This window comes from Serratia sp. CY83965, assembly GCF_052166375.1.
Taxonomy (GTDB): Bacteria; Pseudomonadota; Gammaproteobacteria; order Enterobacterales; family Enterobacteriaceae; genus Serratia; species Serratia marcescens.
On record NZ_JBJNOV010000005.1, the window covers coordinates 56,923 to 77,777 of the forward strand.

At 61.7% G+C, this 20,855-nt stretch carries 17 protein-coding genes; 12 read left to right on the plus strand and 5 right to left on the minus strand.

Annotated elements, in window-relative coordinates:
• Nucleotides 1-20 precede the first annotated feature (20 nt).
• Nucleotides 21-836: an alpha/beta fold hydrolase gene (locus ACJ8PL_RS14480; protein WP_049299308.1), complete on the plus strand. Its 816-nt coding sequence runs from the start codon at nt 21-23 to the stop codon at nt 834-836.
• Between the two features lie 50 nt (nt 837-886).
• Here the strand turns inward: ACJ8PL_RS14480 and ACJ8PL_RS14485 are convergent, their stop codons facing one another.
• Complete coding sequence (locus ACJ8PL_RS14485; protein WP_442531237.1) at nt 887-2,947, minus strand: TonB-dependent siderophore receptor; 2,061 nt, start codon at nt 2,945-2,947, stop codon at nt 887-889.
• A gap of 465 nt (nt 2,948-3,412) precedes the next feature.
• Here ACJ8PL_RS14485 and ACJ8PL_RS14490 point away from each other — a divergent pair, with 465 nt between their 5' ends.
• The 7 genes from ACJ8PL_RS14490 (at nt 3,413) to ACJ8PL_RS14520 (ending at nt 10,900) form a co-directional block, all read left to right on the plus strand.
• Nucleotides 3,413-4,855 (plus strand): GGDEF domain-containing protein, encoded by a 1,443-nt coding sequence (locus tag ACJ8PL_RS14490; protein WP_079449741.1) that lies wholly within the window; start codon nt 3,413-3,415, stop codon nt 4,853-4,855.
• 104 nt (nt 4,856-4,959) lie between these two features.
• Nucleotides 4,960-5,310 (plus strand): DUF1428 domain-containing protein, encoded by a 351-nt coding sequence (locus ACJ8PL_RS14495; RefSeq protein ID WP_016927653.1) that lies wholly within the window; start codon nt 4,960-4,962, stop codon nt 5,308-5,310.
• Nucleotides 5,311-5,321: 11 nt separating this feature from the next.
• On the plus strand, nt 5,322-5,795 hold the full coding sequence (locus ACJ8PL_RS14500; RefSeq protein ID WP_015377932.1) for a VOC family protein: 474 nt from the start codon (nt 5,322-5,324) through the stop codon (nt 5,793-5,795).
• A gap of 26 nt (nt 5,796-5,821) precedes the next feature.
• Nucleotides 5,822-6,511: a VIT1/CCC1 transporter family protein gene (locus ACJ8PL_RS14505; RefSeq protein ID WP_033640227.1), complete on the plus strand. Its 690-nt coding sequence runs from the start codon at nt 5,822-5,824 to the stop codon at nt 6,509-6,511.
• A gap of 109 nt (nt 6,512-6,620) precedes the next feature.
• Complete coding sequence (locus ACJ8PL_RS14510; RefSeq protein ID WP_240293564.1) at nt 6,621-7,958, plus strand: D-serine ammonia-lyase; 1,338 nt, start codon at nt 6,621-6,623, stop codon at nt 7,956-7,958.
• 395 nt (nt 7,959-8,353) lie between these two features.
• Nucleotides 8,354-9,709 carry an aromatic acid/H+ symport family MFS transporter gene (locus ACJ8PL_RS14515; protein ID WP_240293563.1) on the plus strand — a complete coding sequence of 452 codons (1,356 nt, stop codon included), beginning with the start codon at nt 8,354-8,356 and terminating at the stop codon, nt 9,707-9,709.
• A 12-nt stretch (nt 9,710-9,721) separates the two neighbouring features.
• Nucleotides 9,722-10,900 (plus strand): 4-hydroxybenzoate 3-monooxygenase, encoded by a 1,179-nt coding sequence (locus ACJ8PL_RS14520; RefSeq protein ID WP_442531238.1) that lies wholly within the window; start codon nt 9,722-9,724, stop codon nt 10,898-10,900.
• 64 nt (nt 10,901-10,964) lie between these two features.
• Here ACJ8PL_RS14520 and ACJ8PL_RS14525 read toward each other — a convergent pair whose 3' ends face one another.
• From ACJ8PL_RS14525 to tet(41), 4 genes are all read right to left on the minus strand, one after another.
• Nucleotides 10,965-12,401, minus strand: a complete 1,437-nt coding sequence (locus tag ACJ8PL_RS14525; protein WP_097101991.1) for a 6-phospho-beta-glucosidase — start codon at nt 12,399-12,401, stop codon at nt 10,965-10,967.
• Nucleotides 12,402-12,529: 128 nt separating this feature from the next.
• Nucleotides 12,530-13,264, minus strand: a complete 735-nt coding sequence (locus ACJ8PL_RS14530) for a MurR/RpiR family transcriptional regulator (protein ID WP_240293561.1) — start codon at nt 13,262-13,264, stop codon at nt 12,530-12,532.
• Nucleotides 13,265-13,524: 260 nt separating this feature from the next.
• A complete protein-coding gene (locus ACJ8PL_RS14535; RefSeq protein WP_079452106.1) occupies nt 13,525-14,481 on the minus strand; it encodes a sulfonate ABC transporter substrate-binding protein in 957 nt (318 codons plus the stop codon).
• A 196-nt stretch (nt 14,482-14,677) separates the two neighbouring features.
• The gene (gene tet(41) / locus ACJ8PL_RS14540; RefSeq protein WP_071525934.1) at nt 14,678-15,856 is read right to left on the minus strand and encodes a tetracycline efflux MFS transporter Tet(41); all 1,179 of its coding nucleotides are present in this window, start codon (nt 15,854-15,856) and stop codon (nt 14,678-14,680) included.
• A 64-nt stretch (nt 15,857-15,920) separates the two neighbouring features.
• Between tet(41) and tetR the strand changes: the two genes are divergently transcribed.
• The 4 genes from tetR to ACJ8PL_RS14560 all read left to right on the plus strand — a co-directional run bounded on the left by tetR (nt 15,921) and on the right by ACJ8PL_RS14560 (nt 20,793).
• On the plus strand, nt 15,921-16,562 hold the full coding sequence (gene tetR / locus ACJ8PL_RS14545; protein WP_016927662.1) for a tetracycline resistance transcriptional repressor TetR: 642 nt from the start codon (nt 15,921-15,923) through the stop codon (nt 16,560-16,562).
• Nucleotides 16,563-16,737: 175 nt separating this feature from the next.
• Entirely contained in the window at nt 16,738-17,211 is a 474-nt protein-coding gene (locus ACJ8PL_RS14550; RefSeq protein ID WP_442531239.1) for a (2Fe-2S)-binding protein, read from the plus strand.
• On the plus strand, nt 17,208-19,466 hold the full coding sequence (locus tag ACJ8PL_RS14555; RefSeq protein WP_079452108.1) for a xanthine dehydrogenase family protein molybdopterin-binding subunit: 2,259 nt from the start codon (nt 17,208-17,210) through the stop codon (nt 19,464-19,466). The genes ACJ8PL_RS14550 and ACJ8PL_RS14555 overlap by 4 nt, the downstream gene beginning before the upstream one ends.
• Before the next feature lie 28 nt (nt 19,467-19,494).
• Nucleotides 19,495-20,793, plus strand: a complete 1,299-nt coding sequence (locus ACJ8PL_RS14560; protein WP_079452109.1) for a c-type cytochrome — start codon at nt 19,495-19,497, stop codon at nt 20,791-20,793.
• Nucleotides 20,794-20,855 lie beyond the last annotated feature (62 nt).

Genomic DNA, 20,855 nt, shown 5'->3' on the forward strand with positions numbered 1-20,855 from the left:
CGGCGAATGAGGGGAGAAAGATGCAAACCGACGACGATTTGACCCGCTTTGCCGCGCAGGGCGCGCCGCCGTTGCCGCCCGGTTCCTGGCAGGGTTTTGTCGAACACGACGGCGCACACATCTGGTATGCGGCCTATGGCGCTGACCCGACGGTGATCCTGCTGCACGGCGGCCTGGGCCACAGCGGCAACTGGGGGTATCAACTGCCGGCGCTGCTGGCCGCCGGGTATGGCGTGCTGATCATCGACAGCCGCGGGCACGGGCGCAGCACGAGCGACGCCCGGCCATACCGTTACGATCGCATGGCCGATGATCTGTTGGCGGTAATGGACGCGTTGCGGATCCCGCACGCCGCGCTGGCGGGCTGGAGCGATGGCGCCTGTGTTGCGCTTATCGCCGCCCACCGGGCGCCGCAGCGGGTGGACGGCGTTTTTTTCTTCGGCTGTAATATGGACGCCAGCGGCGTTAAACCGCCCGCGTCCAACCCCATCGTTGAGCGCTGTTTTGCGCGTCATGCGCAGGACTATGCCGCCTTGTCGCCGACGCCGGATGACTTCGATGCGTTCGTCGCCGCCGTGAGCCTGATGATGAGCAGCCAGCCGGACTACCGCGCACAGGAATTAGCGGCCATTCGCGTGCCGGTGACGGTTGTTCACAGCGAACACGATGAGTTTATCCGCGCCGAACATGCCGCCTACCTGAGCGACAGCATCCCCGGCGCCCGTCTGGTGACGCTGCCGGGTGTCAGCCACTTCGCGCCGCTGCAGCGGCCGGCATTGTTCAACCGCGCGCTGTTGGATTTTCTCGCCGGTGTGATGTGTCGCAAGGCGTTTTGAGGGTCGGCGCAAAGAAAACGGGCGCCAAACGGCGCCCAAGGCGTGACAGGTTAGAAATCGACCGTCGCCTGCAGGCTCAGGCTGCGCGGTTCACCCTCAATCACGCGTAAGTTACCGGCGCTGGAGGCATAGTATTCGCGGTTGAACAGGTTTTTCACATTCAGTTTCAGCTGAGTATGTTTCCCCAGCAGCTTGCTGTCCCAGGCGACAAAGGCATCCGCCACGGTATAGGCCGGCATGGTGAAACTGTTCTCCGGATCGCCGGCGCGGCGGCCGACGTAGCGCGCGCCGCCGCCAATGCGCACCTCGCCGGGCACCACCGGCAATGTCATGCGGTGGCTGAGGTACAGGCCGCCCATGTTGGTTGGGGCGTTGACCAGCCGATTGCCGACGTTGTCCGGGTTGAGGTTGTCTTCGACAATATCGGTCTTGTCGTAGCTGTAGTTGGCGGTGAGATCCCAGTTGCGCGCCACTTCGCCGTTCAACTCCAGTTCGACGCCGGTGGAACGCGCTTTGGGGATGCTGCGGGTCACGCCGTTGATAAAGATCGACATGTTGCTTTCATCGATGCGATAGAACGCCAGCGTGGCGTCAAACGCCGGGGTGATCTGCCATTTTCCGCCCACCTCATAGGTAGTGCCGGTTTCCGGCGTGGCGACGTCGCCATTGTCGTCGATAGCGGTGGACGGCGTGAACGAACGGCTGTAATTGCCGTACAGCGACAGACTCGGCGTCAGCTTAAACACCAACCCCGCCTGCGGCAAAAACTGGTCGTCTTTGTCATTGAGCGTATTTTTCGGTTTCTGGAAACCGTTGCTGTTGTTCTGATAATACGACTGATAGCGCGCGCCCAGCACCGCGATCCATTGATCGGTGAGATGAATGCTGTCCTTGGCGTACAGGGAACGGCTGAACAGCGTGGCGCGCAGGTTGCTTGACGCGTCACTGTAAGTGGTGCTGTCGGTGGCCGGCGTTTCGCCATACACCGGATCGTACATGTTGAAGGTCTTCGAGACCTTGCCGCGATAGGAATAGGCTTTGTAGGTCTGATTCTTCTCGTAGTCCACGCCCAGCAGCAGGTCGTGCTGCATGCCGAACAGCTGCGGCGAGCCGGTCAGATCCCAGGAGTAATAGTGGGTTTGATGATTGAAACCGCGGTTGGCGTCGGCGCGGCGCGAGACGATGCCGGTCGTGGTGTCGACCGCGGTGGCGCGCACTTCGTTGCTGTCGTAACGGCGTTGCAGCCAGGCGTAGTTGAAGCGGGTCGTCCAGATCGGATCCAGCGCGTACTCATAATGGGCGTTCAGACGTTTGTTCTTGCCCCAGGCATGGTTAGCGTAGTCATCCAAGCGGCGGTTATAGGGCACATCGACCGGCTTGCCGTCGATAAATGCGGTGCCGCGATCGTAAGGAATGTCGTACTTGTATTCGCTGTAGGCGATGTTAAAGGAAGCCTGGTCGCCGAACCAACTGAGCGAGGGGGCGATCAGCGTGTGTTCGTCGCTGCCGAAATTGCGCCAGTAATCTGCGTGCTGGCGTTCGGCGATCAGGCGAAAGGCGAAGCCGCCGCCCAGCGGGCCGGTCACATCGACGCTGCCGCTGCCGCCGCCAACACTGTTGGTGGCGCCGCTGATGCGGGTGTTCCAGTCATACTGCGGTTTTTTGCTGATCAGGTTGATGACGCCGCCGGGGCTGAGGATGCCATACAGCAGCGACGCGGAACCTTTCAGGACCTCGACGCGATCGGTGGTGGCGTCCATGCTCAGTCCCTGGTTGCTGCGCACGCCATCGATGAAGACCGAGCCGTCGGAGTTAACCCCGAACCCGCGTTTGACGAAGCCATCCTCCGTGCCGCCGAGCGTGTTGCCCTGGGTGACGCCGCTGACGAACTTCATCGCGTCATTGACGCTTTTGACCTGGAAGTCGTCAATGACCTGAGAGGTGACGACGCTGACCGATTGCGGCACCTCGGCGATCGGCGCGGCGGTCTTGCCGGCGGTCGAGGCAGTGTCGGCGCTATAGCTGCCGGAAGGCTGGGCCGCGGCGGTCACCGTAATGGATTCCTCCGTTTTTGCGCCGGGCGCGGCGGCGATCGCCAGCGCGGGGAACAAACCGGCAAACAGGGGCAGCGCGTGAAGAACGTGATTTTTATTTCTTTGAGTGGGGGGGCGAAGAACTGACTGGTGCATATAATTCCGTGAAAAATAATAAATAGTAACGATTATCATTATAATTATCATTTATGTATTTTGAATAGTGGGCAATGCCTGTATCCCTTCACTGCACGATTTAATTTTGTCTTTACAGTAAAAGACGGCGATTTTGCCGGTAAAAAATCGGCTGGATGGTAATAACGATCGTAGTGACGGGAGAGTCACGACAGTTTGTTCGCCAGATAGGTAATTACTGTCAATATATTGATACACAAATATATTTTTCCTAGATGAATAAACAGATGTCCGGGCCGGCAAAACTGGCAATAATAGGCGGGTCGGCCGCTTATCTTCTCCTCATCGTCGACGGTTGTGACACGAACAGATTGTCACCTTACGCTAGCGGAAGTCTCTGGATCCAAGATGCAAACCACCTCGTTGTCCGATACCCGGAAAATTTGGCCCGCGCTCATCATTTTTTTGCTGGTGTTCACTCTGTGTCTGTTGGGCATCGTGAGTCGTCCCGGCAGTTTTCTGGCAATATTCTGGCCGGTGAACGCCGTACTGCTGGCGGTTCTGGTGCGGCGGCCACAGTGGGCTACGCGGGCCGGCTGGGGCATGGCGGTGCTGGGCTATCTGGCGGCGGACCTGCTGACCGGCAGTTCGCTGCAAAAGGCGCTGCTGCTGAACGCCGCCAATCTGACCGGCGTCGTGGTGGGATATCTGTTGTTCATGCGGCTGTCGCCGCCGGCGCGCACGTTGCAGCGTGGCGCTTCCAGCATGTACCTGTTCGGCATCTGCCTGGCCGCCGCCGCCGCGACCGGCGCGGTGGGCGCCGCAACTTCGCAGTGGCTGTTCGGCAGACCGTATCTGACCTCGCTGGCGCTGTGGTTCTCGTCCGAATTCACCAACTACGTCACGCTGATGCCGTTTATTCTGGCGTTTCCCGCCGATTGGCGACGTCGCCTTGCGGCGGCCGGAGCCCTGTTCACCCAGCGCAGCCAATGGCCGCGCGCGGGGCGAAAACTCACGGTATTGGCGCTGCTGTTGCTGGCGGCGGTGTGCAGTGTGCTGATCGGCGGCCCCGGGGCGGTGATCTTTCCCATGCCGGTGCTGCTGTGGCTGGCGATGTCTTTCTCACTGTTCTGCACCATGATTGCGGTGCTGATTTATGTGCTGTGGTGCCATCTGGCGATCGATTTCGGATTGCTTAGCACGACGCTCGACATGAAAGTGTTGCAAAACGCGGTATCGATGCGTTTGGGCATCGCGCTGTTGGCGCTGGGGCCCATCGCCGTGGCCAGCATGAACTATGCGCGTAATGCGCTGCTGCGCACGCTGGAGCACGTGGCGAATCACGATGCGTTAACGCACGTGCTGACGCGCAATGCGTTTATGCAGCGCGGCGAACGGTTGATAGACCAAAAGGGCGAGCTGGTGTGCGTCATGATGCTCGATATCGACTATTTCAAATCGATTAATGACCGTTTTGGCCATGCCGGCGGCGATCAGGCGCTGATGGCCTTTACCCGCGCGATCGCCGCCGATCTGAGCGTCGGTGACCTGTTCGGCCGCATGGGCGGCGAAGAGTTCGCTATCGTTTCGACGCTCGGCCAGCCACAGCAGGGGTTGCAGCTGGCCGAACGGCTGCGGCAACGCATTGAGGCGGAATCGATCACCATGCCGGCCGGCCATCCGCTGCAGATCACCGTCAGCATTGGCATGGTGACCTGCCCGGGCGGTTCCGGCCACAGCCTGGCCGACCTGCTCAAACTGGCGGATCTGGCGGTATACAAAGCGAAAAACGCCGGCCGTAACCGGGTCGCCACGCCGGAATTTTACCCTCCGAACGATCCTGACCGCTGAACTTCCGATCCGGGTTGCGCGCCCGCCGTCTAAACTGGTAGGGGGCGCGGGCAACGTCGCCCGCGCTGAACCGACTGTCCTTAATCAGACAAGAGGATGCCAGAATGAAATACGTAGACGGTTTTGTGGTGGCGGTGCCGGCCGCCAACAAGGAGGCCTATCACCGGTTGGCGGCCGCAGCGGCGCCGCTGTTCAAAGAGTTTGGCGCCACGCGCATCGTGGAGTGTTGGGGCGATGACGTACCCGACGGCAAGCTCACCGACTTTCGCGGCGCGGTGAAAGCCCAGGACGACGAAGTGGTGGTGTTCAGCTGGATAGAGTACCCCTCCAAAGCGGTGCGCGACGCCGCCAATGAGAAAATGATGAACGATCCGCGCATGAAAGCGCTGGGCGAGATGCCGTTTGACGGCAAACGCATGATTTTTGGCGGTTTCGCGCCGATCCTCGATGCGTAAAGGAGGCGCAGATGGCCAGAATTACGCAACATCTGTGGTTTGAAAAAGACATGGAAGCGGCGCTGAATTGCTATGTCGCGCTGATCCCCGGTTCGTCCGTGAACTGGTTTTCCGACCTGCCGGCGGATACGCCGAGCGGCCCGGCCGGCAGCGTGAAGCTGGCTTCCTTCACGCTGGGCGACCAGCGCTACGCGGCGATCGAAGCTGGGCCGCTGGATCCGTTTAACCACAGCTTCTCCGTGATGGTGGAATGTGACGATCAGGCGGAGGTCGACCGGCTATGGGATGCCTTGAGCGAGGGCGGCGAGGCGGAGCAGTGCGGCTGGCTGCGCGATCGCTGGGGGCTGTGCTGGCAGATCGTGCCGCGGCGCCTGACGGAGTTGATGAACGATCCGGACGCCGCTCGTGTGCGGCGGGTCACGGAAGCGATGCTGCTGATGGGCAAAATCGACATCGCCGGGTTGGAAGCGGCGGCGCGGGGCTAGCGGAAAGAGAACGAGGGAGAGAAAGGATGCATCGAGAACGGCACAGTATCGAACGCATCGGTTGGCTGCGGGCGGCGGTGCTCGGCGCCAACGACGGCATCGTTTCAACGGCCAGCCTGCTGCTGGGCGTCGCGGCGGCCAGCGCCTCGCATTCCGCGCTGATGATCGCCGGCGTCGCCGGGTGGGTGGCCGGCGCAATGTCGATGGCCACCGGCGAGTATGTGTCGGTCTCGTCGCAAGCGGATACCGAAAAGGCCGCGCTGGCGGAAGAGCAGGCGGAGCTGCTTGAAGACTACCCGGGGGAGTTTCGCGAACTGACGTCAATCTACGTGCATCGCGGTCTGGATCCGGCGCTGGCCCGGCAGGTGGCGGAAAAGCTGATGGCGCATGATGCGCTGGAGGCGCACGCGCGCGACGAGCTGGGCATTTCCTCCGCTACCCGCGCCCGGCCGCTGCAGGCCGCGTTGGCGTCGGCCTTGAGTTTCTCCCTCGGCGCGCTGCTGCCGCTGCTGGTGGCGCTGTGGGCACCGGTCGCCTGGACGCGGCCGGCGCTGGTGGCCTCGGCGCTGATTTCCCTCGGCGTTCTCGGCGGCATCGCCGCGAAAACCGGCGGGGCGCCGATCTTGCCGGGCGTGGCGCGCATTCTCATCTGGAGCGCACTGGCGATGGCGGTTTCTTCCGGCGTTGGCCTGCTGTTTGGCGTGACGGCCGGCTAACGCCGCGCTTGCATCAATCTATTGCACCTCAAGCTCAGAATTTATCATTTGTCAGCCGTCGGCGTTCGCGGCAAGGTGACGGCAACGCCAACATCAGTCAGGGACACTTATGCAGAAATCACAGATCCTATCGTGGGTCGCCCAGCATCCGCTGTTGCAACGCATGGTCGCGCTAGAGCCGATCACCTGGTTCAATCCACGCGCGACAACGCTGGCCGCAGGGTTGCCCCACGTCGGGTTGACCGCCGCCGACGTCGCCGACGCGGAGCAGCGCCTGGCGCGTTTCGCGCCTTATCTTGCCGCGGCCTTCCCGGAAACCCAACCGACAAAGGGGATCATCGAATCCGAGCTGGTGGCGATCCCGGCCATGCAGCTCGCGTTGGATCGGCGCTATGGGCAGACGTTGGGCGGGCGCCTGCTGTTGAAAAAGGACAGCCATCTACCGATTTCCGGCTCAATCAAGGCGCGTGGCGGCATCTATGAGGTGCTGACGCACGCGGAAAAGCTGGCGCTGGAGGCGGGGCTGCTGCACACCGGCGACGACTACGCCCGGCTATTTTCCGACGCGTTTCGTCAGTTCTTCAGCCAGTACCGCATCGCCGTCGGCTCGACCGGCAATCTGGGATTATCCATCGGCATCATCAGCGCCCGGCTTGGGTTTGACGTCAGCGTGCACATGTCGGCGGATGCGCGGGCGTGGAAAAAGCAAAAGCTGCGCGACAATGGCGTGACGGTGGTGGAGTACGCCGACGATTACGGCGTGGCGGTCGAACAAGGGCGCAAACAGGCAGCGGACGATCCGAGTTGCTTCTTTATCGACGATGAAAACTCGCAAACCCTGTTCCTCGGCTACGCGGTGGCCGGCGGCCGCCTGAAGCGGCAGTTTGCCGAACAGGGCATCGTGGTGGACGCGCAGCATCCGCTGTTCGTTTATCTGCCGTGCGGCGTCGGCGGCGGGCCGGGCGGAGTCGCCTTTGGCCTCAAGCTGGCGTTCGGCGATCACGTTCACTGCATTTTCGCCGAACCGACCCATTCCCCTTGCATGCTGCTCGGCGTCTACAGCGGGGTGCATGACGGCATTGCGGTGCAAGATCTCGGCATCGACAATCGCACGGCGGCGGACGGACTGGCGGTGGGGCGCGCCTCCGGTTTTGTCGGCCGGGCGATGGAGCGCCTGCTGAGCGCGTTTTACACCCTGAGCGACGAAGAGATGTTCGCGTTGCTTGGGTTGTTGGACAGGCACGAGCATATCCAGCTGGAACCCTCCGCCCTGGCCGGCATGGCCGGGCCGTGGCGCGTTGCGGCCCATGCGGGGGAGCTCAGCGAGCAGGGCGTGAGCGCCGAGCACCTGGCCCAGGCGACGCATCTGGTATGGGCGACCGGCGGCGGCATGGTGCCGACGGCGGAAATGGCGAAATACCTCGCCGCCGCGCAAACGGCGCCGTGAGCCAATAGCGCCGAGGCTTGCGCTCGCTTCCTGTTTTTAGGCGGCGAGCGCGGTTTGACAAGCGCCGGTTCCCTCCGGTCCAGGGGCAACGTCAGAGCGGGCGCTCATGATGTTTTTAAAATGTTAACAAAATCACAACTCCCCACGCCGCAGTCACGGCTTAAATCTCCATATCCAATTAATAGTAAATAAAATTATTTTATTTACCGCTTTCTGATGTTCGTTTATCGCACGCTTATTTTTTTAACAATATTGAAGCATTCGCCGTGGGGTGGTTTGATTTGATTGTCGATTAACGAACTATATTCCGATAATCGCACAAATTAACCCTCTCGCCGGCTCGCAGCCGGCTGTTCCGTGCGGTGAGGTTCGCCGCACTCTCTGAGGAGCACGCCATGCCGCATGATAACAACGTAGAAATTCGAGGGTTTATCGATAACCAGCCATTTTCTCGCTACCAGTGGTTGATACTGGCTTTGTGTTTTTTGGCGGTCGCGCTGGATGGTTTCGATACCGCCATTATCGGTTTCATCGCCACGTCGCTGGTGCAGGAGTGGGGAATAGACAAAACCGCGCTGGGGCCGGTAATGAGCGCCGCGCTGGTCGGTCTGGCGGTAGGCGCGTTGGCCGCCGGCCCGTTGGCGGATCGCATCGGCCGCAAGAAAGTGCTGGTGATTTCGCTGCTGCTGTTTGGCGGCTTCAGCCTGCTGACCGCCTTCGCCGGCTCGCTTTCGACGCTGACGCTGCTGCGTTTTTTGACCGGGCTGGGACTGGGGGCGGCCATGCCGAACGCCGCCACGCTGATGTCGGAATATGCCCCTCAGCGCTGCCGAGCCCTGATGGTGAATCTGATGTTTTGCGGTTTCCCTCTCGGTTCGTCGCTGGGCGGTTTTTCTTCCGCCTGGCTGATCCCGCATTTCGGCTGGCAGAGCGTGCTGGTGCTGGGCGGCGTTATGCCGTTGTTGCTGGCGCTGGTTCTGATCGCCGCCTTGCCTGAATCCGTGCGCTTCATGGTCGCGCGCGGCTATGCCGCAGAGCGCATCGCCAAGGTGCTGAAGCGCATTGCGCCGATCCGAATGACGCCGCTGCCGCGCTTCATGTTGCAGGAAGAGGGGCTGATAAAGGCAGCGTCGCCGCTGGGCATGATCTTTTCGCGTCGCTATCTGCTGGGCACGTTGATGCTGTGTCTGACTTACTTCATGGGATTGATGATCTTCTATCTGCTGACCAGTTGGCTGCCGCTGCTGATCCGTGAAACCGGCGCCTCCGTTACGCAGGCGTCGCTGATCACCGCGCTGTTTCCGCTCGGCGGGGGGCTCGGCGTATTGATTATCGGTTGGTTGATGGATCGCATGAACCCGCACAAGGTGGTGGCCGTCGGCTATTTGCTGACCGGTTTGTTCGTCGGCATCATCGGCTATGTCTATACCTCTCCGCTGCTGATGGCGCTCACGGTATTCATCGCCGGCACCTGCATGAACGGCGCCCAGTCATCCATGCCGGCCCTGGCGGCCGGGTTCTATCCCACCCAGAGCCGGGCGACCGGCGTGGCCTGGATGCTCGGTCTCGGGCGTTTTGGCGGCATTCTGGGGGCGATGAGCGGTGGCGTGCTGATGCAGATGCAGCTGTCGTTCAGCACCATTTTCACGCTGTTGGCCATCCCGGCGCTGTTCGCGGCGCTGGCGCTGCTCGCCAAACACCTTTCCGGCGGCTACCCGGCGCTGCCGGCGCCGCTCAACAAAATGCTATGAGGGAGTCATGCTATGCGCACACAGGTTGTGATCATCGGCGCCGGTCCGGCCGGCTTGATGTTGTCCCATCTGCTGCACCTGCAAGGTGTGGAATCGGTGGTGTTGGAAACGCGCAGCCGGGAGGCGGTGGAATCGACCATTCGCGCCGGGGTGCTCGAACAGGGGACCGTCGATCTGCTCGAGCAGACCGGATTGGGGGAGCGGATGCGGCGGGAAGGGACGCGGCATCAGGGGATCCGCTTGGCGTTTGGTGGCCGGCAGCACCGCATCGATCTGGCCGGATTGACCGAGCGCGCCGTCACCGTTTATGCCCAGCACGAAGTTTTGAAAGACCTGATCGCCGCGCGTCTGGCGGCGCAGGGCCATCTATTTTTCGAGGTGGAGCAGGTTGAATTGAAGGCGCTGGACAGCGCGCAGCCCGAGGTTCACTACCGTCATGGCGACCAGCCGCGCCGGCTCCGCTGCGACTTTGTCATCGGATGCGACGGATTCCACGGCATCAGCCGCGCGGCGATGCCCGGTGGGCTGCGGCAGGATTACACCCGCACCTATCCGTTCGGCTGGTTCGGCATTCTGGTCGAAGCGCCGCCGTCCAGCAAAGAGCTGATCTACGCCTGCCATCCGCGCGGTTTTGCGTTGATCAGCACCCGTTCGCCCGGCGTGCAGCGCATGTATTTTCAGTGCGATCCTGCGGAACAGGTCGATCAATGGTCGGACGATCGTATCTGGCGCGAGTTGGAGCAGCGGCTGGAAAACCATGAAGGCTGGACGCTGAAAAAGGGCCGCATATTTCAGAAAAACGTGGTGGGCATGCGCAGCTTCGTTACCGAACCGATGCGCTACCGGCGCCTGCTGTTGGCGGGCGACGCGGCGCATATCGTGCCGCCGACCGGCGCCAAAGGGTTGAATCTGGCCATGGCCGATGTTTGCCTGTTGTCCCAGGCGCTGGAGACGTTTTACCGGCGAGGCGACTGGCAACGGCTGGACGATTACAGCGACACCGCCTTGCAGCGGGTCTGGCGCGCCGAGCATTTTTCCTGGTGGATGACCCACATGCTGCATACCCGGCGGGAAGACACGCCTTTCGAACACCGGCTGCAACTCTCAGAGCTGCAGTACACGGTGAAATCACGCAGCGCCATGACGATGCTGGCGGAAAATTATGTCGGGGCGCCATTCCCGGCGATATAAGCGAAAACGCCCATGCCGTTCGGCATGGGCGAGAAGGGGCGTCACCGCCCCTGAGCTGCGGCGGTTACAGCTGTTCGCCGTTGCTGGCGATCACCCGGCGATACCAGTCGAAGCTTTTCTTGCGCGAACGTTCGAGCGTGCCGGTGCCGTCGTCGTGTTTGTCGACGTAGATGAACCCGTAGCGTTTGCTATACTCACCGGTGGTGAACGACACGCAGTCGATGCAGCCCCACGGCGTGTAGCCGATCAGATCTACGCCGTCTTCAATCACCGCTTTCTTCATCTCTTCGATATGGGCGCGCAGATAGTCGATGCGATAGTCATCGTTGATCTGGCCGTCCGCATCCACCTTATCGAAGGCGCCGAAGCCGTTCTCCACGATAAACAGCGGCTTCTGGTAACGTTCATACAGCACGTTCAGCGAATAGCGCAGCCCGACCGGATCGATCTGCCACCCCCAGTCGGAGGCTTTGACGTGCGGGTTCGGCACATTGCCCGGGAAGCCGAACATGCCGTCGCTGCCGTCCACCGCGTTGGCCTGCAGCGCATTGCTCATGTAATAGCTGAAGCCGATGTAATCGGTGCAGCCCTCGCGCAGGATCTGCGCGTCCTGCGGCTGCATCTCGATCTTCAGCCCTTTGCGTTCCCAGTCACGCAGCAGGTAGCTGGGGTAGTAGCCGCGCATTTGCACGTCGGTATACAGATAGCGCTGGTGCATCGCTTCCACGGCGTACATCACGTCGTCCGGCTTGCAGGAGTATGGGTAAAACGGCACGCAGGCCAGCATGCAGCCGATCTTGAATTCCGGGTTGATCTGATGGCCGAGTTTGACCACCTGCGCGCTGGCGACGAACTGGTGGTGCAACACCTGGTACAGCGTCTGCTCGGGGTTGTCTTCCTGGGTGTAGTCCACGCCGGAACAGCAGTAGCCGAACAGCGGGTAGCGGTAGTTGCTCTGGTTGTTGATTTCGTTGAAGGTCATCCAGTACTTCACTTTTTCGCGATAGCGGCGCATCACCACTTCGCTAAAGCGCACGAAGAACTCCACCACCCGGCGATTTTTCCAGCCGCCGTAGGCTTTCACCAAATGGTAAGGCATTTCGAAGTGCGACAGGGTGATCACCGGCTGGATGCCGTATTTCAGCAACTCGTCGAACAGATCGTCGTAAAACTGCAGGCCGGCCTCGTTTGGCGTTGCTTCGTCGCCGTTCGGGAAGATGCGCGTCCAGGCGATCGAAGTGCGGAAGCATTTGAAACCCATCTCGGCGAACAGCGCCACGTCCTGCTTGTAGCGGCCGTAGAAATCCACCGCTTCATGGTTGGGGTAACGGTAGCCGTCGAGCACGCCGTCGGTCATCACGCGATCGACGCCGTGCGAACCGCCGGACAGCACGTCGGCGATGCTTGGCCCTTTGCCGCCCCGATCCCAACCGCCTTCAACCTGGTGCGCGGCGACCGCGCCTCCCCACAGAAAATCTTTCGGCAACTGTTTCATCGTCAATGTCTCATCTTATTTAATGAAGGATAATAACGTTTGCATTGCCAATAGAGTAACAAGACCGAAAGAAATGTCACGATATAACAAATCGCCGTGCAAAGTGATTTGTCACAATAAAAAAACAGCCTGTTTTATTTTTCCGAATTAATATGCCCAAGCCGTTTGCCGATGGTTTCAATAATGTAAAGCACGGGGATTTGCGTGGTGATATTGTGATGCCCGCCGATCAAATGCTGCGGCACGTGGTAGGAGAGATTAAAGTCCGCCAGCCGCGCCAGTGAAGAGGTTTCGTTGTTGGTGATGCTGATGATCTTGCAGTGGTGCAGGCTGAACTGGCTCGCCAGTCGCAGGATCTCTTCGGTCTCGCCGGAGACCGACAACATGATCGCCACCGCGTTTTTATACATATCGCTGTTGACGGGATAATAAGGATCGTCGATATGGGTGCTGAATTTACCGACGTTGGAAAAGAAACGCGCGCCATATTTCCCCAAGGCGCCAGAGGTGCTGATGCCGACGAAAATAATCCGCTCGGCGGCGGCGATATGCCGCACCGCTTCATCGAGCAGCTGATTAAATTCATCGTTGCTGACGCTTTTAAAAAAACTGAGAATTTCGCCGATGCCGGAATCGACCGGCGGCGCATCGGTTTGCTCCAGGTACAGTTTGAAACGGATGCGAAATTCCGAATAGCCGTCACACCCCATTTTTTTGCAAAATCGCAGCACGGTGGTGGTGGACACGCCGGCGGCCTCGGCCAGTTCGCGGATGGTCATGTACATCACTTGATTCTTGTGTTTGCTGACGTAGTTATAAACCATCAGCTCCAGGGCGTTGAGCGCGGCGATTGCTTTGTGGGTAAACATGAGTCGATCCGGCGGCTGAAAACGGGAAGCGTATCTGCGGGTTAACATAGCAAAATTCCCCGCTGCTGGCACTGCCGAACAAAAAAGAAAAGCCGCACCAGTCAGGGGCGGCCCAGGGTTCACGACGAACAAATTAAAGCAAAAACGTTCCGGAAGACATGCCATGAAAACGCGTTTCATCACACAGAGTTAGCATAGGCCAACTGATGCCGGCGGCAAAATGCCGGTTTCTGCTTTCTAAAGCCAACGCGCGGCAAAAGCTATGGCGCCTCGGGTTTATCTTCTGACCAGCGGGCGGCGTTGACATCCACCTTAACCGGCAGCAGCCCGATGGCGGTGAATTTATCCGCCAACTGTTGTTGCTGCGTGAACACCTCCGGCGACATGCGCTGGCTGCCGAACGGCATGCGAGCGATGGCTCTGGCCCAAATGGCCTGATCCAGGCCGGTGCTCTGAGCGAGGATCGCCGCCGCCTCCTGTGGATGCCCGTTGGCCCAGTCGCTCAGCGCGCCGAGCTGTTGAATCACCTGTTTGGCGCTGTCCGGGTACGTTTCGGCAAAGCGGCGGCTGGCGAGATAGAAGGTGTAGTGCGGCACCAGGCCTTCCGCGTCTTTCAGCAGGCGGGCGTTGGCACGGGTTTCCACCTCGGCGTAGTAGGGATCCCAAATCACCCAGGCGTCGACGCTGCCGCGCTGGAAGGCGGCGCGGGCATCGCTCGGCGGCAGGTAGACCGGCGTGATGTCCTTGTAGCTCAAGCCGGCCTGTTCCAGCGCGCTCACCAGCAGGTAATTGACGTCAGATCCTTTGTTCAACGCCACGCGTTTGCCTTTCAGATCGGCCACGGAGCGGATCGGCGAATCCTGCGGCACCACGATGGCTTCGGTTTTCGGGCTGGGCGGCGAATGCGCCAAATAAACCAGATCGGCCTTGGCGGCTTGCGCGAAGGCCGGCGGGGCGTCGCCGGTCGCCGCCAGATCGATGCTGCCGACGTTCAACCCTTCCAGCATCTGCGGGCCGGCGGGGAATTCTATCCAGCGAACCTTGACGCCCTGCGGCTCAAGGGCTTTTTCCAGCGTGCCGCGGTATTTCAGCAGCGCAAAAATGTTGGCTTTCTGGTAACCGATGGTGATTTGCTGCGGTTTCTCCTGCGCGCCGGCCGGCAGGCTAAACAGGCCGAGCAGCAGGGCGGCGATCAGCGGCGTTGTGAGTTTTCTCATCCTGATTTTCCGATAGGCAAGTGAACGATAGCGATGACGCGCTGGGCGTAACGCCATGAAACGGCATTTAAATTTTCCTGCGGCGGGATAAGGGCGATGATAATGAGCGGCGCAGTGGCGTGTAAAGCGCCCGCTTATGCTGAATAATGCCTTGTTTAGCCATAAATGAGCTTAAGCGGGAGAGGGGGGCATGACGCTATGCCGCGTCACGCTCGCGCGAACGCCCCAGCAACAGCGGCACCAGCAGATACAGGGCGGCGGCCGACGCCCAGACCAGGCCGGGCCAGACATCGCGCGTGGCGGCATACAGCGCCGTCGCCACCAGCGGCCCCGCGACGCCGATCAGGCTGCCCATGCTGGCCAGCGTCCCTTGCAGCTCGCCCTGATGGTCGTCGTCCACCTTGTGCGCCATCAACGCCTGCAGCGCCGGCAGCGCCATGCCGCCCGCCGCGAAGAACGGCAGCAGCGCAAAGGGCGCCCAGCCGCGCGTGGCGATCGATAACAGCATCAGACCCAGCGCGTCGGCCGCCAGGCCGATCAGCAGCGCCTTGCGTTCGCCGAGCCGTGCGACCAGCGGGCCGATGGCGAAGGCCTGCGACAGCGCGTGGCAGGCGCCGTAACCGGCCAGCGACAGGCCCGCCACCATCATGCTCCAGCCGAAACGATCCTGACCGTATAAAATCCATAGCGTGGCCGGCGCCTGTGAAACCAGCGCCATGATCAGGTAAATGCCGGCCAGCGGCAACAGGCCCGGTTTGCCGTGCAGCCGTCGCAATGACGAAAAGGGATTGAGGCGGATTTTCTCGGCGGCACGGGCGCGGGGTTTGCGCGATTCCGGCAGCAGGAAAAACGCCATGATCAGGTTGAGGGCATTCATCGCCGCCGCCGCCAGGAAGGGCGCATGCAGATGCCATTCGCCCAGCGAGCCACCGAGCAGCGGGCCGACGATAAAGCCGACGCCGAACACCGCGCCCACCAGGCCAAAACGCCGCGCGCGCTGGCCGGCAGGAGTAATATCGGTAACGTAAGCGGTGGCGACCGCCATGTTGGCGCCGGTGATGCCCGCCAGCAACCGGCCCAGATAGAGCCAGGCCAGCGTCGGTGCGAACGCCATCAGCAGATAGTCGGCCGCCGCGCCGGCGAGCGAGATGAGCAGCACCGGCCGCCGGCCGAAACGATCGCTCAGCGCGCCGAGGATCGGCGAGAACAGAAATTGCATTAACGCATAGGCCGCCAGCAGGGCGCCGTAGTGCAGGCTGCCGGCGTCAAGACCGCCCAGCGAGCGCAACAACGCCGGCAGAATCGGCATGATCAGACCGATGCCCACCGCATCCAGCAACACCGTCAACAAAATAACCAGCATGGGTTTTTTCAAAATTGTGACTCTAACAATGATAGAGTATTGAGTATTCCACAGTTACCCTATCAGTGATAGAGAGATGAGCGAAAAAAATACTGCGATGCGTTTAACGCGTGAAACCGTCCTGCGCGGGGCGCTGGCGCTGCTGAATGAGATCGGCATCGATGCGCTGAGCACCCGCCGCCTGGCGCAACATTTGGGCGTGCAATCTCCCACGCTCTATTGGCATTTCAAGAACAAGGCCGAGCTGCTGAAGGCGATGGCGGAAACCATCATGCTGGATCACCGTGAAGAGGTGCCCGCCGACATGCCCTGGCAGGATTGGGTTGTCACCAATGCCGGCAACTTCCGTCGGGCTCTGCTGGCTTACCGCGACGGCGCGCGTCTGCACGCCGGCACCCGGCCGCAGGAGCCGCAATTCGCCATTATCGAGGCCAAGGTGGCGCTGCTGTGTCGGGCGGGGTTGACGCCGGAACGCGCCGTTAATCTGCTGTTCGCCGTCGGGCGCTTCGTGGTGGGCTGGGTGCTGGAAGAGCAACAAATGCAGCCGGACGATGCGCTGAATGACGCCGATCGCCGGCGTTACCCGCTGCTGTGCGAAGGCTGGGAAACATTGCAGGATAAGGGGGCAGACGCGCTGTTCGAAGCCAGTGTGCGGCTGTTGGTTGACGGCGCCGAGGCCGAATTGATGATCGACAATAATCACGGCAAGCAATCATAAAACCGGGCTTATCTATCGGAAATTTATAGAAAATACCCACTTTTCGTTAAAGCCATGGCGGCTACATTCCCTTAACATCATCAAGTCTTTTGATGATAATTATTAGCATGCTGCTCAATTATTCGCCGCAGTGATGTTACGGATTAAATCCGTTTGTTTAAGGGATAGTTTCACCATGGAAATCAACGTTAATGGCCGGGTGGTTCCACTCGGCAATCTCGCGCCCGACACGCCGCTGCTGTACGTTTTACGCAACGATCTGCACTTGAATGGCCCCAAATATGGCTGCGGCCTGGGGGAGTGCGGCGCCTGCACGGTGCTGATCGACGTCGTCGCCGCGCGTTCTTGCTCAATGCCGCTGGCCGCCGTAGGAAGCAAGTCCGTCACCACGCTGGAAGGCCTGGGAACAGCGGAAACGCCGCACCCGGTGCAGCAAGGGTTTATCGATGAGCAGGCGGCGCAGTGCGGTTACTGCGCCAACGGCATGATCATGACGCTGGTCGCGTTGTTCGAACGCGAGCCGGATGCAGATGAACAGACAATCAAGAAAGAGCTGGCCTACAACCTGTGCCGCTGCGGCACCCACCTTGAGATCTTGCGCGCCGCCGAGCGCGCCCGCGATCTGCTGGCTGCGCGGAGGCAAGCATGAGCCGCCTCGAACTGACCCGCCGACAGTTGTTGCAGGCCGGGGGTGTGGTGATGGTCAGCAGTCTGCTGCCCGCGCCGTTTAACGCCTTCGCCGCCGAGGCGGTTGTAGCGCCTGCCGATCTGCCGCTGGACAGGGTAGACAGCTTTATCAGCCTCACCGCCGACGGCCGGGTGACGGCCTTCAATGGCCACGTCGATCTCGGCACCGGCATTCGCACCGCGCTGGCGCAGATCGTCGCCGACGAAATTTGCGCACCGTTCGAGCACGTCACGATGATCCTGGGCGATACGCAACGCACGCCGGATCAGGGGCCGACCATCGCCAGCGCCACCATCCAGGTCACGTCGGTGCCGCTGCGCCAGGCGGCGGCGCAGGTGCGACATATGCTGACGGCGCTGGCGGCCAAAGCCTTCGAACTGCCGGCCGACCAGCTGACGGCGGCCGCGGGGCAGGTGTTTGTGACCAAGAATCCGGGGCGTTCCTTGAGCTATGCGCAGCTGGCGAGCGGGCAGAATCTGCACGTGGCGCTGGATAAAAACGTGCCGCTGAACGGTGAACAGCAGAATCGCTACGTCGGCCGCGCCGTTGCCCGAGTCGACATTCCGGCCAAAGTGAGCGGTGGACTGACCTACGTGCACGATCTGCGTTTGCCCGGCATGCTGCATGGCCGGGTGGTGCGCCCGCCTTACGTAGGCGCCGACAGCAGCGCCCCGCTGGGCGGCGGCCTGTTGTCGGTGGATGAACGTTCGATCGCGCACCTGCCGGGCATTGTGAAACTGGTGGTGATCAACGATTTCATCGGCATCGTGGCCGAGCGCGAAGAGCAGGCGATCGCCGCCATGCGCCAGCTGAAAACCGAATGGAAACCCTGGGCCGGCTTGCCGGATCTGTCGCCGGAAGCGCTGCCTGCCGCGCTGGAGGCCAACCCGAAAACCGACCGCGTGCTGCGCGACGATGCGGGCACGGATGCCGCGCTGGCGGCGCTGCATACTGAAGTGCGGGCTGATTATGTCTGGCCCTACCATCAGCACGCCTCGATCGGCCCTTCCTGCGCGGTGGCGGAGGTTAAAGACGGGCGGGCGCAGGTGTGGTCCGGCACGCAAAACCCGCACGATCTGCGCAAAGACATCGCCACGCTGCTGGAATTGCCGCCTGAGCAGGTGCACATCACCCGCATGGAGGCCTCCGGCTGCTATGGCCGCAACTGCGCCGACGACGTCTCGGCGGACGCGGCGCTGTTGGCGCGGGCGACCGGCCGCCCGGTGCGGGTGCAGCTGATGCGTGAACAGGAATCCGGCTGGGAGCCGAAGGGCACCGGTCAGCTGATCCGGGTGCGCGGCGGCCTCGACGCGCAAAACCGAGTGGCGGCCTACGAGTTGAAAACCAGCTATCCGTCCAACAATGCGGTGACCTTGCCGCTGGTGTTGACCGGCAAGATGGCCAACCGGGCCGACGTGCAACAGATGGGCGATCGCACCGCCATTCCGCAATACGCGTATCCGCACATGCGGGTGATTTGCCAGGACGCCGCGCCGATCGTGCGGGCGTCGTGGATGCGCGGCGTTTCGGCGCTGCCCAACGTGTTCGCCCATGAGTCCTGGATCGACGAGCTGGCCTGGCGCGCCGGCGAGGACCCGATCGCGTTTCGCCTGCGTTACCTGAACGATCCGCGCGCGGTGGCCTTGATCGAGGCTCTGAAACGCCAGGCGAACTGGCAAGACGGCCCGGCGCACCGGTCGCGCGCCGCCGGCGCCGAAGTGGCGAGCGGCCGCGGCTTCGCCTATGCGCGCTATTTCCACAGCAAATTCCCCGGCTTTGGCGCCGCCTGGGCGGCCTGGGTGTGCGATCTCAGCGTCAACCGCCTTTCCGGGAAGATCGCGCTCGATAAAATTTTCGTGGCGCATGACTGCGGCCGGATGATCAACCCGGCCGGGGTGCGCCATCAGGTGCACGGCAACATTATCCAATCCGCCAGCCGGGTACTGAAAGAGTTTGTGACCTTCAACGAGACGGGGGTGACGTCATTGGACTGGGGCGGCTATCCGATCTTGCGCTTCGACGAATTGCCGCAGATCGATATCCAGCTGATCGACCGCCCGGACGAAGCGCCGATGGGCGCCGGAGAGTCCGCCTCGGTGCCGAGTGCGGCGGCGATCGGCAACGCGCTGTTTGACGCCCTCGGCGTGCGCCTGCGGGAGGTGCCGTTCACACCGGCGCGGGTGCTCGCCGCGCTGCGCGCTCAGGCCGGCCATTAACCCCCCGTAACGAACAAGGACAGCAAAGATGAGTAAGATGAAAAAAATCGTCGGGTGGGGCGGCGTCACGGTGATCGCCGTTGTGGTCGCCGGCGTGGTCGCCAGTTGGCAGCCGGAAATCGCGCCGCTCGCCGCCGATGAGACCCACAGTTTCAGCGAGGCGCAGATCGCGCGCGGCAAAACCCTGGCCGATCTCGGCGACTGCGCCGTGTGCCACACCCGTGCGGGCGGTGAGCGCAACACCGGCGGGCTGGCGATGGAGATCCCCTTCGGCACCATTTACACCACCAACATCACGCCGGACGTGGAAACCGGCATCGGCAGCTGGAGTTACGCGGCGTTCGAGCGCGCCATGCGCCACGGCGTCGATCGCCAGGGCCGCTATCTCTACCCGGCGTTTCCCTATACCGCCTTTACCCGCACCCGCGACGACGATCTGCAGGCGCTGTACGCCTACCTGATGTCACAGCCGGCGGTCAAATACCGGCCACCGGCCACCGATTTGCACTTTCCGTTCAATATTCGCCAGGGCATCTTTGCCTGGAACCTGCTGTTCCTGACGCCGGGCGCGATGCAGGACGAGGCGGCCCAGAGCGCCGACTGGAACCGCGGCGCGTACCTGGTCGAAGGGCTGGGGCACTGCAGCGCCTGCCATTCGCCGCGCAACGTGCTGTTCGGCGAGAAAACCGGTGACGACCATCTGGACGGCGGCGTGGCGGAAGGCTGGACGGCGCCCGCGTTGACCGGCCACTCGCCCGCGCCGCTCGATTGGACGCAGCAGGATCTGGTCGATTTCATGCGCACCGGCTACTCGGCCAACCACGGCGTCGCCGCTGGCCCGATGGCGCCGGTGATCGAAGAAGGGCTGTCGCGCTTGCCGCAGGCCGATCTGCAGGCGATCGCCGTCTACTTGCGCAGCTATCATCCTGAAACGGCGGCGGGTGCTACGGCGGCAACGTTAAACGCTCAGGCGGAACGGCAGGTGGAGCCTCTGAGTTCGGAAGGGGCGCGGCTGTTTTCCGGCGCCTGCATGGCGTGCCATGCGCAGGAAAAAGGCGCGCAGATGGCGGGAGTGCGGCCGTCATTGGCGCTGAACACCAACCTGTTCGCCGAGGCGCCGGACAACGCCATTCGCGTGGTGCTCGATGGCATACAGCGGCCGGCGAACGCCGAGCTGGGCTATATGCCGGGCTTCCGCCATAACCTGAATGACGCGCAGATCGCCATCCTGCTCAACTACCTGCGGCAGCATTACGCCGGTCAGGCACCGTGGCCCGATTTGACGGCGCAGGTCGGCCGCTTGCGCGCCGAAACCGCGCAGAAATAGCCGCCGGGGGCTGGACAGCCGCGCCGTGTTGGCGACAATAGTGTTTTTCACATGGACAGAGG

What these genes read in the sequence shown, in the direction of transcription:
- ACJ8PL_RS14490 (WP_079449741.1), top strand. Translation starts at nt 3,413, where the DNA reads ATGCAAACCACCTCGTTGTCCGATACCCGGAAAATTTGGCCCGCGCTC.
- ACJ8PL_RS14515 (WP_240293563.1), top strand. Translation starts at nt 8,354, where the DNA reads ATGCCGCATGATAACAACGTAGAAATTCGAGGGTTTATCGATAACCAG.
- ACJ8PL_RS14510 (WP_240293564.1), top strand. Translation starts at nt 6,621, where the DNA reads ATGCAGAAATCACAGATCCTATCGTGGGTCGCCCAGCATCCGCTGTTG.
- ACJ8PL_RS14505 (WP_033640227.1), top strand. Translation starts at nt 5,822, where the DNA reads ATGCATCGAGAACGGCACAGTATCGAACGCATCGGTTGGCTGCGGGCG.
- ACJ8PL_RS14535 (WP_079452106.1), bottom strand. Translation starts at nt 14,481, where the DNA reads ATGAGAAAACTCACAACGCCGCTGATCGCCGCCCTGCTGCTCGGCCTG.
- tetR (WP_016927662.1), top strand. Translation starts at nt 15,921, where the DNA reads ATGAGCGAAAAAAATACTGCGATGCGTTTAACGCGTGAAACCGTCCTG.
- ACJ8PL_RS14530 (WP_240293561.1), bottom strand. Translation starts at nt 13,264, where the DNA reads ATGTTTACCCACAAAGCAATCGCCGCGCTCAACGCCCTGGAGCTGATG.
- ACJ8PL_RS14495 (WP_016927653.1), top strand. Translation starts at nt 4,960, where the DNA reads ATGAAATACGTAGACGGTTTTGTGGTGGCGGTGCCGGCCGCCAACAAG.
- ACJ8PL_RS14520 (WP_442531238.1), top strand. Translation starts at nt 9,722, where the DNA reads ATGCGCACACAGGTTGTGATCATCGGCGCCGGTCCGGCCGGCTTGATG.
- ACJ8PL_RS14555 (WP_079452108.1), top strand. Translation starts at nt 17,208, where the DNA reads ATGAGCCGCCTCGAACTGACCCGCCGACAGTTGTTGCAGGCCGGGGGT.
- ACJ8PL_RS14500 (WP_015377932.1), top strand. Translation starts at nt 5,322, where the DNA reads ATGGCCAGAATTACGCAACATCTGTGGTTTGAAAAAGACATGGAAGCG.
- ACJ8PL_RS14550 (WP_442531239.1), top strand. Translation starts at nt 16,738, where the DNA reads ATGGAAATCAACGTTAATGGCCGGGTGGTTCCACTCGGCAATCTCGCG.
- ACJ8PL_RS14560 (WP_079452109.1), top strand. Translation starts at nt 19,495, where the DNA reads ATGAGTAAGATGAAAAAAATCGTCGGGTGGGGCGGCGTCACGGTGATC.
- ACJ8PL_RS14480 (WP_049299308.1), top strand. Translation starts at nt 21, where the DNA reads ATGCAAACCGACGACGATTTGACCCGCTTTGCCGCGCAGGGCGCGCCG.